The organism is Rossellomorea yichunensis (assembly GCF_032337515.1).
Classification (GTDB): Bacteria; Bacillota; Bacilli; order Bacillales; family Bacillaceae_B; genus Rossellomorea; species Rossellomorea yichunensis.
The window spans coordinates 387,832-400,193 of record NZ_JAVYAD010000003.1 but is presented as its reverse complement, the minus strand read 5'-3'; the positions used below and the strand labels follow the sequence as shown (position 1 = coordinate 400,193).

The 12,362-nt window shown below is 41.9% G+C and carries 16 protein-coding genes and 1 other annotated feature (1 of these 17 running past the window's edge); of the genes, 4 read left to right on the top strand and 12 right to left on the bottom strand.

The window, feature by feature from the left end:
- Positions 1 to 26 precede the first annotated feature (26 nt).
- On the bottom strand, positions 27 to 566 hold the full coding sequence (locus RSX31_RS09860) for a CvpA family protein (RefSeq protein WP_148995901.1): 540 nt from the start codon (positions 564 to 566) through the stop codon (positions 27 to 29).
- A 7-nt stretch (positions 567 to 573) separates the two neighbouring features.
- Positions 574 to 834: a cell division protein ZapA gene (gene zapA, locus RSX31_RS09855; RefSeq protein WP_148969875.1), complete on the bottom strand. Its 261-nt coding sequence runs from the start codon at positions 832 to 834 to the stop codon at positions 574 to 576.
- A 132-nt stretch (positions 835 to 966) separates the two neighbouring features.
- On the opposite strand from zapA, the gene rnhC reads away from it, so the two are divergent.
- Positions 967 to 1,890: a ribonuclease HIII gene (gene rnhC, locus RSX31_RS09850; protein ID WP_315634432.1), complete on the top strand. Its 924-nt coding sequence runs from the start codon at positions 967 to 969 to the stop codon at positions 1,888 to 1,890.
- A gap of 236 nt (positions 1,891 to 2,126) precedes the next feature.
- Here the strand turns inward: rnhC and pheT are convergent, their stop codons facing one another.
- The 3 genes from pheT to RSX31_RS09835 form a co-directional block, all read right to left on the bottom strand.
- Positions 2,127 to 4,541 carry a phenylalanine--tRNA ligase subunit beta gene (gene pheT / locus RSX31_RS09845; protein WP_315634431.1) on the bottom strand — a complete coding sequence of 805 codons (2,415 nt, stop codon included), beginning with the start codon at positions 4,539 to 4,541 and terminating at the stop codon, positions 2,127 to 2,129.
- A gap of 27 nt (positions 4,542 to 4,568) precedes the next feature.
- Positions 4,569 to 5,606 (bottom strand): phenylalanine--tRNA ligase subunit alpha, encoded by a 1,038-nt coding sequence (pheS, locus tag RSX31_RS09840; protein WP_148969878.1) that lies wholly within the window; start codon positions 5,604 to 5,606, stop codon positions 4,569 to 4,571.
- Between the two features lie 408 nt (positions 5,607 to 6,014).
- Positions 6,015 to 6,776 carry a TrmH family RNA methyltransferase gene (locus RSX31_RS09835; protein ID WP_315634430.1) on the bottom strand — a complete coding sequence of 254 codons (762 nt, stop codon included), beginning with the start codon at positions 6,774 to 6,776 and terminating at the stop codon, positions 6,015 to 6,017.
- A 124-nt stretch (positions 6,777 to 6,900) separates the two neighbouring features.
- Here RSX31_RS09835 and sspI point away from each other — a divergent pair, with 124 nt between their 5' ends.
- Positions 6,901 to 7,122, top strand: coding sequence for a small acid-soluble spore protein SspI (sspI, locus tag RSX31_RS09830; protein ID WP_113969566.1), 222 nt, complete (start codon positions 6,901 to 6,903; stop codon positions 7,120 to 7,122).
- 136 nt (positions 7,123 to 7,258) lie between these two features.
- Positions 7,259 to 7,801: an isochorismatase family cysteine hydrolase gene (locus RSX31_RS09825; RefSeq protein WP_315634429.1), complete on the top strand. Its 543-nt coding sequence runs from the start codon at positions 7,259 to 7,261 to the stop codon at positions 7,799 to 7,801.
- Positions 7,802 to 7,863: 62 nt separating this feature from the next.
- On the opposite strand, the gene RSX31_RS09820 is transcribed toward RSX31_RS09825, so the two are convergent.
- Both RSX31_RS09820 and RSX31_RS09815 read right to left on the bottom strand, forming a co-directional pair.
- Positions 7,864 to 8,949, bottom strand: coding sequence for a M42 family metallopeptidase (locus RSX31_RS09820; protein WP_148969881.1), 1,086 nt, complete (start codon positions 8,947 to 8,949; stop codon positions 7,864 to 7,866).
- Between the two features lie 101 nt (positions 8,950 to 9,050).
- Positions 9,051 to 9,539, bottom strand: coding sequence for a dUTP diphosphatase (locus RSX31_RS09815; protein ID WP_282138737.1), 489 nt, complete (start codon positions 9,537 to 9,539; stop codon positions 9,051 to 9,053).
- A 146-nt stretch (positions 9,540 to 9,685) separates the two neighbouring features.
- Between RSX31_RS09815 and RSX31_RS09810 the strand changes: the two genes are divergently transcribed.
- Positions 9,686 to 10,072: a sigma-w pathway protein ysdB gene (locus tag RSX31_RS09810; RefSeq protein WP_148969883.1), complete on the top strand. Its 387-nt coding sequence runs from the start codon at positions 9,686 to 9,688 to the stop codon at positions 10,070 to 10,072.
- A gap of 28 nt (positions 10,073 to 10,100) precedes the next feature.
- On the opposite strand, the gene RSX31_RS09805 is transcribed toward RSX31_RS09810, so the two are convergent.
- The 5 genes from RSX31_RS09805 to infC form a co-directional block, all read right to left on the bottom strand.
- Entirely contained in the window at positions 10,101 to 10,670 is a 570-nt protein-coding gene (locus RSX31_RS09805; RefSeq protein ID WP_315634428.1) for a TVP38/TMEM64 family protein, read from the bottom strand.
- 95 nt (positions 10,671 to 10,765) lie between these two features.
- Positions 10,766 to 11,044 (bottom strand): DUF1294 domain-containing protein, encoded by a 279-nt coding sequence (locus RSX31_RS09800; protein WP_148969885.1) that lies wholly within the window; start codon positions 11,042 to 11,044, stop codon positions 10,766 to 10,768.
- A gap of 89 nt (positions 11,045 to 11,133) precedes the next feature.
- Positions 11,134 to 11,493 (bottom strand): 50S ribosomal protein L20, encoded by a 360-nt coding sequence (gene rplT, locus RSX31_RS09795; RefSeq protein WP_113969573.1) that lies wholly within the window; start codon positions 11,491 to 11,493, stop codon positions 11,134 to 11,136.
- A 28-nt stretch (positions 11,494 to 11,521) separates the two neighbouring features.
- Positions 11,522 to 11,722 carry a 50S ribosomal protein L35 gene (rpmI, locus tag RSX31_RS09790; RefSeq protein ID WP_032087387.1) on the bottom strand — a complete coding sequence of 67 codons (201 nt, stop codon included), beginning with the start codon at positions 11,720 to 11,722 and terminating at the stop codon, positions 11,522 to 11,524.
- 22 nt (positions 11,723 to 11,744) lie between these two features.
- Positions 11,745 to 12,248 carry a translation initiation factor IF-3 gene (infC, locus tag RSX31_RS09785; RefSeq protein WP_034757009.1) on the bottom strand — a complete coding sequence of 168 codons (504 nt, stop codon included), beginning with the start codon at positions 12,246 to 12,248 and terminating at the stop codon, positions 11,745 to 11,747.
- Between the two features lie 87 nt (positions 12,249 to 12,335).
- Positions 12,336 to 12,362, bottom strand: a sequence feature (ribosomal protein L20 leader region); it runs 113 nt beyond the window's last position.

Here is a 12,362-nt window from a genome sequence, read left to right as displayed (position 1 = left end):
TTGCATACTTATAGTCAGCCCCTTCTTCAGGCTACATATTCAATCCACCAAGATTTCACCAAATCAGAGAAAACAGGAGTATGTTTAACCATCGCTTGCGCAATAAATGAGTTATTAATGAATGTTTGAACCGACTCGATCGGCAATAATACGGCAATGAATAATAGTATGAAGATCATTAAATATGCTTCAATAAAGCCTAATACCCCTCCGCCAAGAACATTCAACTGCTTTAATAAAGGAAGATGTGCGACAAAATCGAGCATCGATCCAATGATTTGAAGAATGATCCGAGCTGCGAAGAAAATCATTGCAAATGCGATCACACGATAATAAGCCTGATCTAAATTGGTCGACTCAAAAATCATATTCAATGTGGATTGCTCGTCCAATACAGGATAAGGAATCCATAATGTTAACTTCGGTGCAAGCTGATCATAATATATGTATGCTACAATAAAAGAAACAATAAATCCGAATATGTGGACCACCTGCAAAATGAATCCACGTTTTAAACCTATTAAAAATCCTATCACCAGGATGATTAACAAAGCTAAATCCAGCATCTTTTTTTCAATCCTTTAAACGTTTGATTTCTCGTTCCAGCTCTTCAAACTTTTCTTGTAGTTTGAGATAATCATTTACGGCATTCACCGCTGTCAGAACGGCAAGCCTGCTTGTGTCGAGAGATGGATTCATGGAGTTTATTTCTCTCATCTTGTCATCCACTTTAGAACAAACAAATCGGATTTGACTAGTTGATTCAGTCCCAACAATCGTATATTGTTGACCATATATGTCTACAGTGGTGCGATTTTTTTGTTGTTCAGACAACCTGAAAGCCCCCCATTCATAAGAATCCTAAACATAATCATACCACGAAATCTTTTGATTTTGGAAGGAATTTGTCATATTAGCTCACATTTTTTATTATATACAAGAATTTTGTCACAAGGAGAGAGGAACTTGGCTAATACCGTCATTCAAGCAAACAAAGAAACAATCGAGAAAATGAAAGGCCACTACAAAAACGTATTAACGGACAAACTGCCACCGGGTGCCGTTTTTGTAGCAAAGCCATCCGGATGCACGATCACTGCCTATAAATCGGGGAAAGTGTTGTTTCAGGGATCTAACGGAGAAGGAGAATCAAGTCAGTGGGGCAAAGTTGAGGCTCCAAAGGTAAAATCGCCTTCCAAGGGTACGACGACACTGCCTGAAAACTTCGCCGACTGGTCTGTCATCGGATCAGATGAAGTGGGCACAGGCGACTTCTTCGGGCCGATCACGGTGGTAAGTGCTTACGTGAAGAGAGAGCACCTTCCCCTTATGAAGGAACTCGGAGTAAAGGATTCCAAAAATTTATCCGACCCTCAAATCATCAAAATAGCCAGGGATTTAATAGCCGCCATACCATATTCACTACTCATTCTGCATAACCCTAAATACAATGCGATGCAAGCCAAAGGAATGACACAGGGGAAGATGAAGGCTCTCTTGCACAATCAGGCGATCCTGAATCTTTTGGAAAAAATGGCCCCGGAACTACCTGAAGGAATATTGATTGATCAGTTTGTCGAAAAGAATACATACTACAAACATATTTCTGCACAAAAGAAAATCCAACGGGACCGCGTGTATTTCAGCACAAAAGGTGAAAGCATCCATCTTGCTGTAGCCGCTGCCTCAATCATCGCACGTTTCGCCTTCTTAAAGGAAATGGACAAATTGAGTGAAAAAGCTGGTGTCGAAATACCTAAAGGTGCCGGTAAGCATGTAGACGTTGCAGCTGCGAAAATCATTAAACGAAAAGGGATTGAAGAATTAAAATCTATGACGAAATGGCATTTTGCCAATAGTGAAAAGGCGATAAAGTTAGCCGGGAAATAAATAAAATCCCCATCGGTTATGCCGGTGGGGATTTCTCTTTGGATGGCAGTGTTATCTTGGATTCACCAGTTGAATTATGGATGATATTTTCCTGATGAAATTTCCGGAATGTTCTCCTGTTGAAATCACTTCAATATTCGCCTGTTAAAATTCGTTCATTTTTTAACAGGCAAAACCAACTCCAAACAGCAAAAAGGTGCCAGACCATTGTCTGACACCTTCCACTTTGAGCTGTATTACCCTCTCAACTCTGCTCCGGCTTTTTCCTTCACTGTTTGCAGTACTTTATCATGTACTTTAACCACTTCTTCGTCCGTTAATGTCTTAGCCGGATCGAAGTATTTTAACGAGAACGCAAGGGATTTCTTGCCTGCTTCCATATGTTCCCCTTCATAAAGATCGAAGACGGATACTTCTTTCAGCAGCTTGCCTCCTGCGACTTTAATTATGGATTGCAATTCTCCCGCTTTCACCTCTGTATCGACTACCAGGGCGATATCTCTTGTAATCGATGGATGGCGTGGGATTGGCGTGTAGCTTAATGCCGGCTTTTCGTAATGGAAGATTGGTGATGCCTTCAGTTCGAACACATAGGTTTCGTTCAGGTCCAAGGCTTTTTCCGCTTCAGGATGAATCGCTCCAACAAAACCGATGACTTCATCGTCCAATAGTATTTCAGCCGTTCTTCCCGGATGCATGCCGTCTATCGCTGCCTGTCGGTAAGAAATTGCTTCAGAAACGCCGATTTCTTCGAACAGTCCTTCAAGGATACCTTTCGCCACATAGAAGTCAGCAGGCTTCTTTTCTCCCTGCCAAGGATGCAGATGCCAAAGGCCCGTCATAGCCCCTGCAATATGCTCCTCTTCTTTAGGCAGCTCTTCTCCTGATTCTTGTAAGAAAACGGATCCCACTTCATAAAAGGCAAGTGAGTCATTTTGACGTGCTTTATTGTACGAAAGCACTTCAAGAAGCTGTGGAATGATGCTTAAGCGGAGATTGCTTCGCTCTTCACTCATCGGCATCAATAAACGGACAGGCTCTCTTACGTCTAATGCATATTGTGTTGCTTTCTTATCGTTTGTAAGTGAATAGGTAATCCCTTGCAGGAGTCCTGCTCCCTCTAAATAACGGCGGACCGTACGGCGTTTCAACTGATGGTTCGATAGTCCGCCAGGTGTTGATTCTCCCTTGGGAAGAGTCAGCGGAAGGTTGTCATAACCGAATAGACGTGCCACCTCTTCAAGTAAATCTTCAGGGATTGTAATATCCCCTCTTCTTGTAGGAGCCGTTACAACAAACGTTTCTCCATTGACTTCTACGTCAAATTGAAGTCGACGGAAGATATCTACAACTGTGTCAGACGAGATGGACGTTCCTAGTGAAGAGTTGATTTTTTCTAACGTAATCTCTACTTTCACAGGCTCAACTTCAAGTTCGTTAAATAATACCGTTCCTTCAAGCACTTTCCCCTGTGCATATTCTGCCATCAGTTGCGCAGCTCTCTCCCCTGCTTTCAGGACACGATCAGGATCGACTCCCTTTTCATATCGTGTGCTCGCTTCACTACGCAGTCCGTGATCTTTGGAGGCCCCTCTGACAATCGCCCCGGTGAAATAAGCTGCCTCAAGAAGGACAGTCGTTGTATCGTTTTGGACCTCAGAATTCGCTCCACCCATCACGCCTGCCAGAGCGACAGGCTCCGTACCATTTGTAATGACAAGCTGGCTGCTTGATAAGGTTCTTTCTGCATCATCAAGTGTGACGAATGTCTCGCCCTCAGTCGCACGGCGGACAAGGATCTCTTTTGAACCAAGTCGGTCGTAATCAAACGCGTGAAGAGGCTGACCATATTCCAATAACACATAATTCGTAATATCGACTACGTTATTATGTGGTCGGATCCCGGCTGAGATCAACGCATTTTGCATCCATAATGGAGCTGGACCGATTTTCACATCTTTAATGATTTTAGCACCGTATAGAGGGTTATCTTCTTTCGCCTCCACTTTTACCGATACATAATCCGACGCCTTTTCACTGCCTTCGGATAACTCCGTTTGGGGAAGCTTCACTTCACGATCCAAAATGGCTGCTACTTCATACGCCACTCCCAGCATGCTTAAGCAATCAGAACGATTAGGCGTCAAGCCCAATTCAAGAATCGCATCATCAAGATTCAATAATTCCACTGCATCTCTGCCAACTTCAGCTTCATCCGAGAACACATAAATTCCCTCTGCATGTTCTTTCGGTACAAGCTTTCCTTCTACTCCAAGCTCTTGCAGGGAACAAATCATCCCGTGAGATGCTTCACCGCGAAGCTTGGCTTTCTTGATTTTGAAGTTACCCGGCAGAACCGCTCCAACCTTTGCGACAGCCACTTTTTGACCTTTTGCCACGTTTGGTGCACCGCAAATGATTTGGACAGGTTCTTCTTCTCCTACATCCACTAAGCATTTATTTAATTTATCCGCATCCGGATGTGGCTCACACTGTAATACATGGCCGACGACCACATTTTTGATATCTTCACCGATTCGTTCTACACCTTCAACTTCAATCCCGCTTCTTGTAATCTTCTCTGCTAACTCTTCAGGTGTGACACCCGATAAGTCTACATAATTTTCTAACCATTTATATGAAACAAACATGTATTAGTACCTCCTACCGATTTTCTTTTACTCTTCTGTTCCGAACTGAGTGACAAAACGCGTGTCGTTAGTGTAGAAATGACGGATATCATCGATTCCGTATTTCAGCATGGCAATACGTTCAGGTCCCATTCCGAATGCAAATCCTGTGTATTTCTTTGAATCAAACCCTGCCATTTCGAGTACGTTCGGGTGAACCATTCCTGCTCCAAGAATTTCGATCCATCCAGTTCCTTTACATACACGACAGCCTTTACCACCACAGATTTTACATGAAATATCCATCTCGACTGATGGCTCAGTGAACGGGAAGAAGCTTGGGCGTAAGCGGATTTCACGATCTTCGCCGAACATTTTCTTGGCAAACACATTAAGCGTTCCTTTCAGGTCACTCATGCGGATGTCTTCATCAATGACGAGTCCCTCGATTTGAGTGAATTGATGAGAGTGTGTTGCGTCATCTGTATCACGACGATACACTTTCCCTGGACAAATAATTTTAATAGGTCCTTTTCCTTTGGCCAGTTCCATCGTTCTTGCCTGAACCGGAGAAGTATGAGTACGCAGAAGGGTTTCTTCAGTGATATAAAAAGAATCCTGCATATCACGGGCCGGGTGTCCCTTGGGAAGGTTCAGTGCTTCAAAATTATAATAATCCTTTTCCACTTCCGGTCCTTCAGCAACGGTATAGCCCATTCCGATAAATAAATCTTCAATTTCTTCCACAATCATCGTAAGCGGATGATGATTTCCCTTTTTAACAGGGCGCCCTGGTAACGTAACATCGATCGTTTCAGATTGAAGCTTCTTTTCAACCGCTTCTTTTTCAAGCACGGCCTGCTTCGCTTCAATGGTTTCTGTAATCGCTCCACGTACTTCATTCGCAAGGGCCCCCATTTTAGGACGCTCTTCCGCTGAAAGTTTCCCCATTCCTTTTAAGGCTTCGGTTACAGGTCCTTTTTTACCCAGATAAGCTACACGGATATTGTTCAGTTCTTTTAAGTCCTGTGCTTCGTTCACTTTTTCGATTGCTTCTTGTTGAAGGGATCGTAATTTGTCCTCCATTTATACTTCCTCCTTTAATGTATATCGTCCGAATGATCGTACTGGATTGGTTTAAAAACAAATAAAAAAACCCCATCCCAAAAAGGGACGAGGTTTATATCGCGGTACCACCCTTATAAGCATATCCCATGGTTATTTTGCTTTCGCAAAAAACCTTATAGGCAGACATGCTCACTTCATTCGGATAACGGCTTTGCCGGAGCATCTTTACATTCATCAAATGAATGGTCCCGATGCCAACTCGAGAGGTGAAATCTTCACATCATGCGTTCCTAAGAATGCTTTCAGTCCAGGGCATTCTCTCCCTTAAAGAAGGTCATGTGCTACTTTCCTCTTTCAACGTTTTTTAAGTTATATGTGCATTATTATAGTTAATTTCCAGGCAAATTTCAAACCTTTTCAAGAAATTCACTGCCCATTTTTAAAATAGTATAATAAAACCCCCGCAGCGATCGCTACATTTAACGATTCGCTTTTCCCATAAATGGGTATATAGAGATTCTGATCGGTTTCAGTCAAGAGTTCTTTCGACATGCCATTTCCTTCGTTACCCACTATCAGTGCATAAGAAGATTGGGGCTTGATCGTTGTGTACTCTGCACCATTTTCCAGGGCTGTTCCATACACCGGGATGTTCCGTTCTTTCAACTCTGGAATGGTTTCAGTAAGATCCCTTCTGATAATCGGTAAGTGGAAGTGAGCTCCTTGTGCAGAGCGCAAAACCTTAGGGTTATATGGATCCACCGTCCCCTTTCCTAACACGACCATATCAATCCCCGCTGCATCGGCCGTCCGAATGATGGTTCCAATATTCCCGGGATCTTGAAGGCCATCCAGAAGCATGAATGTTTCTGCTTTTTCGCGATCATGCTCATCTTCTTTTTGCTTACAAATAGCAAAAATCCCTTGTGATGTTTCCGTATCTGAAAGGACTTTTCCAACTTCATCCGACACCATGGTCATGGAAACCGAGTCCACCTTCCATTTCTGAGGAAGATCGATTCCTTCCACTTGGATCAGTTCAAGGACCGTATCCTCCTGTTTCAATGCTTCTTCCACAAGGTGAAAGCCTTCAATTATGTATGTACGGGTGAGGTCCCGTTCTTTTTTGGTCAATAACTTCTTCCACTGCTTCACAACAGGATTTTTCGAGGATTGAATATACTTCAATCGTATCCGCTCCTTTTAATTACTATTCAGGGTCTCATTATACCTTAACTTTCCTACATAATAAATTCAATTTGAGACAAGATAACAATGAATTCCTCATCCTAGCAAAAAGGAGAAATGTGTGATGAATCTTAACTTACGAAAAGCAATCATACACAACGTATCTGGCAACAACCAGGACGAACTGAGAGACACCATCGTCGATGCAATCCAAGGAGGAGAAGAAAAAACCCTTCCTGGACTGGGGGTACTCCTTGAAGTCTTCTGGCAAAACGCAGATCCACAGGAACAAAAAATGGTCCTCGAAACATTAGAGGAATCATTGCAACAGCAACAAACACAGTAAGAACATGGGCGACCCTTTCCAGGGGTTGCCCTTGTTTTTTCCTTCCCCATTTTAAATTTTCTCCAGTTTTGTTTTAGTATTACTCTTTCAGTGGTATTGAAAACATACAAAGCTAAATGGAAGGGGAAACGAATGTATGATTCAAGAGAAAAGCGCATTATTGATCATCGATATGATTAATACTTTTGATTTCCAAGGTGGAGAGAACTTATTTGAAAACACTTTGAAAATTGTAGATAATATCCGCGGACTCAAGAGGAAAGCGAAGGATTCCGGCATTCCGGTCATATATGTGAATGATAACTACGGTCTATGGCAGGACAATATGAATGACATCATCGAGCATTGCAAAAAGAAAAAAGGAGAAACCGTAATCGAAAAAATTCACCCGGATACAGATGACTATTTTATCATCAAACCGAAGCATTCCTGTTTTTTCGGCACGCAACTTGATATCCTGCTTCACCAGCTGGAAGTTAAACACCTGATACTAACAGGAATAGCTGGAGACATCTGTGTACTATACACCGCCAATGATGCCTATATGAGAGAGTATGAAATCTCGATACCGAAGGATTGCATGGCTTCAGAGTCGGACGGGGACAATGAGAGTGCCATTCGCATTATTAAAAAAACGATCGGTGCCGACATGAGCTTATCTGATCAAATGACTTTTTAATGCCAGCTCCACTATCTCATGAAAAAGAGACCCTAAATCCAATAGGGTCTCTTTCCTTACAATCAATCAAATGTAATCTTCGCCACTGTATCTTTATCTAACTTCTTGATCACTTCTGTAATCAGTTTAACCGCATTCTCGTAATCATCACGATGCAACATTGCCGCATGGGAATGGATATAGCGGGTTGCAATGGTAATGGATAACGCAGGAACTCCATTTGCCGTTAGATGAATCGCACCGGAATCCGTTCCACCACCGGCAATCGAATCGAATTGATAAGGGATGTTATGCTCATCCGCTGTATCTGTTACAAAGTCACGAAGCCCTTTGTGAGAAATCATGGATGCATCATACAGGATGATTTGCGGGCCTTCACCCATTTTACTTGATGCTTCCTTGTCGGAAACGCCAGGTGTATCCCCTGCAATACCAACATCTACACCGAAGGCAATATCAGGCTGGATCTTGGCTGCTGACGTTCTCGCTCCACGCAGGCCGACTTCTTCCTGCACTGTACCTACACCATATACCACGTTTGGATGCTCTTGACCTTTCAGGTTTTTCAATACATCAATGGCAATCGCACAGCCGATGCGGTTATCCCATGCTTTCGCAAGAAGCATCTTCTCATTGTTCATCACCGTGAATTCGAAATGAGGGACAACCATATCCCCTGGCTTTACTCCCCACTCCTGTACTTCCTCACGGCTTGAAGCTCCGATATCGATAAACATATCTTTAATATCAACCGGCTTTTTACGGGCTTCCGGAGGCAGGATATGCGGTGGCTTGGAACCGATCACTCCCGTTACTTCCCCTTTACTCGTCACGATCGTCACTCGCTGGGCAAGCATCACTTGTGACCACCAGCCCCCCACTGTTTGAAAACGCAGGAACCCTTTGCTGTCGATTTGAGTGATCATGAAGCCGACTTCATCAAGATGTCCGGCCACCATAATCTTAGGTCCGTTTTCATCGCCGACTTTTTTAGCAATTAAGCTTCCGAGGTTATCCGTTGTGATTTCATCTGCAAATGGTTCTATGTATCGCTTCATTACGTTTCGTACTTCTCTTTCATTCCCCGGTACACCTTTTGCATCGGTTAAATCCTTGAGCATTGTCAATGTTTCATCTAATTTCGTCACTGTTTCGACCCCCTAAATGTTTATACACTCTCATTATACTAAAACCTGTCCGATTCATCAAAATTTCCTGAATCTTCTTAAACTATCGCTGATGAACCGGATTAATATCCTTCTTTTTGACGATTATAATTCACTTCATTCTTCTTTACATAAGCGTCAAACACCTCTTCATGGGAGAATCCTAACAGCTCTCCCAAATAGACATAATGCCTGAACAACTGTTGAAAATGCTCAACTGAACGCTCTTCCGAAAAGTGATTCGCCGATTTGAATACTTCCAGGAATTGTTTCGTGACATCTTCATTTGCGTAATTGGTTTCCCCTAAATCGAATTGCTGGATGCCGATTTCAAGTCCCAGTGACAGGATGAAATGGATTCCATCTACAAATTCTTCAAGGATCACTTCCTTCGATGAAGATGATTTCTTACTCCAAAATTTAAAGCTTCTTGTTTCATTGGCCAGTTCCCCCACTTCAACAAGCAAGGCAAGGATTTTCTTTTCAATTAAATCTGCGTTTTCTAATCCGTGTTCTTGTTCGATATGTTGATCGAGCTTCTCTTGCATGTCCAATAACTTTTCAATATTCATGACGTTTTCTCCCCTCATGATGCCTATTTTTCTGATGTTCTCTCTTAGTATGACAAATTTTCAAAGAAATTTTAAATAAAATGAAACCTTTTTCTGTTTTTATCGTAAATAATAGGAGAAGACTTATGCCTAGGGAGGTAATGGTAATGCTTTGGCTTATTCGGTTAGTGATTTTTTTCCTTATTCTTTATCTTTTATACCGCAGTGTAAAATACATTATAGACCCAAAGCGAAAGCTGGAACTTGCCCAGGAACAGAAACGTTTTTACTTTCTCGATGATCAGGAAAATGTACGTAAGAATTTTCACGTAACGTATAAAGGAGTTCTTTTCGAAGGAGAAAAATATTTAGGAGCAACAGAAAAATCCTTTGAGGTGGTTTCCATCTTTGTTTGGTCAAAAAACATCTCTTCTTTAAAGGGACTGACTCAAGAAGATTTTCAATACCTTCAGAATGAAATTAAAGAAAGATACCCGAATGCAAAGCTGGATTGGAAAAGCCCGATCCATGAATTCCTTCAAAAAAAGCAATAAAAAAATGGCTAGAAGTACTAGCCATTTTTTATTTACCCGGAAAGAACTCTCTCCATTCAATCACTTTTACCTTTTCTCTTAGAAGGTAAAATAGGACGATGAGTGCCAGAAAAATCATGACGAGAATAGGAGGGGAGAATTGTTTGATGTATTGACCGAAAACCGTGTAAAAAAACGCCAGGGGAATATTAGAAATAACAGAGGCCCGGATGAAAGGTTTAAGCTTTTTCTTACGTTCAAGTAAACAAAGGTTCAAAAGCTGATAATGGACAAAAGGAATTAGCCTCAGAATAGCAATTTGACCGGTTGTGAGTGTAGCATTTCTTCCAAACCATTTTTCCTTCAATCTCAGGAGCTTTTCATAGAATGAGGTAAAGCTCTTTATGACAAAATAAAAAGTAACAGATAAGAGCGTTAATCCGATTAATGAATACAGAGTGCCGAATATACTTCCGAACAGCACTCCTCCCGCCATACATACAAGGGCTACAGGGATGAACAGAAATTGCCTTAGAATATGAAATAAAACAAACAGAACAGGAGCCAAATACCCACTAGCTTCCATGAGGGCGAATGCAGCAACTAACCGTTCGTCCATGGCTAAGGTGACCTCCTTCTGCTTTTCTAAGCTGTTATAGACACTCTCTATATAGTATGTAATGGAGACGGGTTAAAGAATGAAAACTTCAATTTCTACAACTTAGTGTTCAGCCAGATAAAAAGCAGACTATGAAGCATGACAAGCAGCGGAAAGCCGAAAGCGAATACTTTATGTTTCGTTTTATGCCTGTATACCTTCATTCCCATATAGGCGCCGATGCTGCCTCCGAGAATCGCCACCTGCCACAAAGTACTTTCCTTGATGCGATATTCATTTCGCTGCGCCTTTCTCTTATCCTTGCCCATGATGATAAAGCCGATGATATTGATGACAATGGCATATAGATATAAGATACCTGCTAATGTACCCATGATTTCTACCTGCTTTCCAATGAGTTTTATATAAGAAAGGACCGGCCATAGGCCAGTCCTTTTTGTCTGCTAACTTAGTCAGCAGTTAATTATTTGTTAAGTTGAGCTTTAGCAGCATCTGCTAATTGGTTGAATGCTTTTTCGTCAGCAATCGCAAGCTCAGCAAGCATTTTACGGTTAACTTCGATACCAGCAAGCTTTAAACCGTGCATTAAACGGCTGTAAGAAAGACCGTTCATACGAGCAGCCGCATTGATACGTGTGATCCATAATTTACGGAAATCACGTTTCTTTTGGCGACGGTCACGATAAGCATACATGTATGATTTCATGACTTGTTGGTTTGCTACTTTATATAAAGTATGTTTTGAACCGAAATAACCTTTGGCTAATTTAAGAACTTTTTTACGACGTCTGCGTGTTACTGTTCCGCCTTTTACGCGTGGCATAATAATTCCCTCCTGTTTCTATTACTTCTTATTTTAGGTTGTCAAGCATATGACGAATGCGTTTGAAATCTCCTTTAGAGACAACAGCCGCTTTACGTAGCTTACGCTTTGCTTTAGTAGATTTGTTTGCGAATAAGTGGCTTGTGTAAGCGTGTGAACGTTTAAGTTTACCAGAACCTGTTTTCTTGAAACGCTTAGCTGAGCCGCGGTGAGTTTTCATTTTTGGCATGTGCTTTTCCTCCTCGGGTCCTTTATTTTTCGTTAACTGGTGCAAGCACCAAGAACATACTGCGACCATCCATTTTCGGTTTTGATTCAACGGTTGCTACATCTTTACACTCATCAGAGAAGCGATCCAGAACACGTTGACCAATTTCTTTGTGCGTAATTGCACGACCTTTAAATCGGATTGACGCTTTAACTTTGTCTCCTTTTTCAAGGAACTTACGAGCGTTACGAAGCTTGGTATTGAAATCATGCTCATCAATCGTCGGGCTTAAACGAACCTCTTTAAGATTGATGATCTTCTGATTCTTACGCGCTTCTTTTTCTTTCTTCTGTTGTTCAAACTTAAACTTACCGTAGTCCATGATACGAGCAACGGGTGGTTTAGCATTTGGAGCAACAAGAACAAGATCAAGATTTACACGTTCAGCAATTTCAAGAGCTTCATTCTTGGATTTAATCCCAAGTTGCTCACCGTTTTGATCGATAAGACGTACTTCACGGGCACGAATCGTTTCGTTTAAGATCATGTCTTTGCTAATAATTAGCCACCTCCAAGGTTTATTAAAAGAATACACGGCTTTGGCCGACGCACTCGCTTCTTTTTTGTGTGCAACACACAAAAAAAGATGCGAGTGTCGAAA

What these genes read in the sequence shown, in the direction of transcription:
- RSX31_RS09860 (WP_148995901.1), bottom strand. Translation starts at nt 566, where the DNA reads ATGCTGGATTTAGCTTTGTTAATCATCCTGGTGATAGGATTTTTAATA.
- pheT (WP_315634431.1), bottom strand. Translation starts at nt 4,541, where the DNA reads ATGTTTGTTTCATATAAATGGTTAGAAAATTATGTAGACTTATCGGGT.
- pheS (WP_148969878.1), bottom strand. Translation starts at nt 5,606, where the DNA reads ATGGAGGACAAATTACGATCCCTTCAACAAGAAGCAATCGAAAAAGTG.
- sspI (WP_113969566.1), top strand. Translation starts at nt 6,901, where the DNA reads ATGAATCTTAACTTACGAAAAGCAATCATACACAACGTATCTGGCAAC.
- RSX31_RS09825 (WP_315634429.1), top strand. Translation starts at nt 7,259, where the DNA reads ATGATTCAAGAGAAAAGCGCATTATTGATCATCGATATGATTAATACT.
- RSX31_RS09815 (WP_282138737.1), bottom strand. Translation starts at nt 9,539, where the DNA reads ATGAATATTGAAAAGTTATTGGACATGCAAGAGAAGCTCGATCAACAT.
- RSX31_RS09810 (WP_148969883.1), top strand. Translation starts at nt 9,686, where the DNA reads ATGCTTTGGCTTATTCGGTTAGTGATTTTTTTCCTTATTCTTTATCTT.
- RSX31_RS09805 (WP_315634428.1), bottom strand. Translation starts at nt 10,670, where the DNA reads ATGGACGAACGGTTAGTTGCTGCATTCGCCCTCATGGAAGCTAGTGGG.
- RSX31_RS09800 (WP_148969885.1), bottom strand. Translation starts at nt 11,044, where the DNA reads ATGGGTACATTAGCAGGTATCTTATATCTATATGCCATTGTCATCAAT.
- rplT (WP_113969573.1), bottom strand. Translation starts at nt 11,493, where the DNA reads ATGCCACGCGTAAAAGGCGGAACAGTAACACGCAGACGTCGTAAAAAA.
- rpmI (WP_032087387.1), bottom strand. Translation starts at nt 11,722, where the DNA reads ATGCCAAAAATGAAAACTCACCGCGGCTCAGCTAAGCGTTTCAAGAAA.
- infC (WP_034757009.1), bottom strand. Translation starts at nt 12,248, where the DNA reads ATGATCTTAAACGAAACGATTCGTGCCCGTGAAGTACGTCTTATCGAT.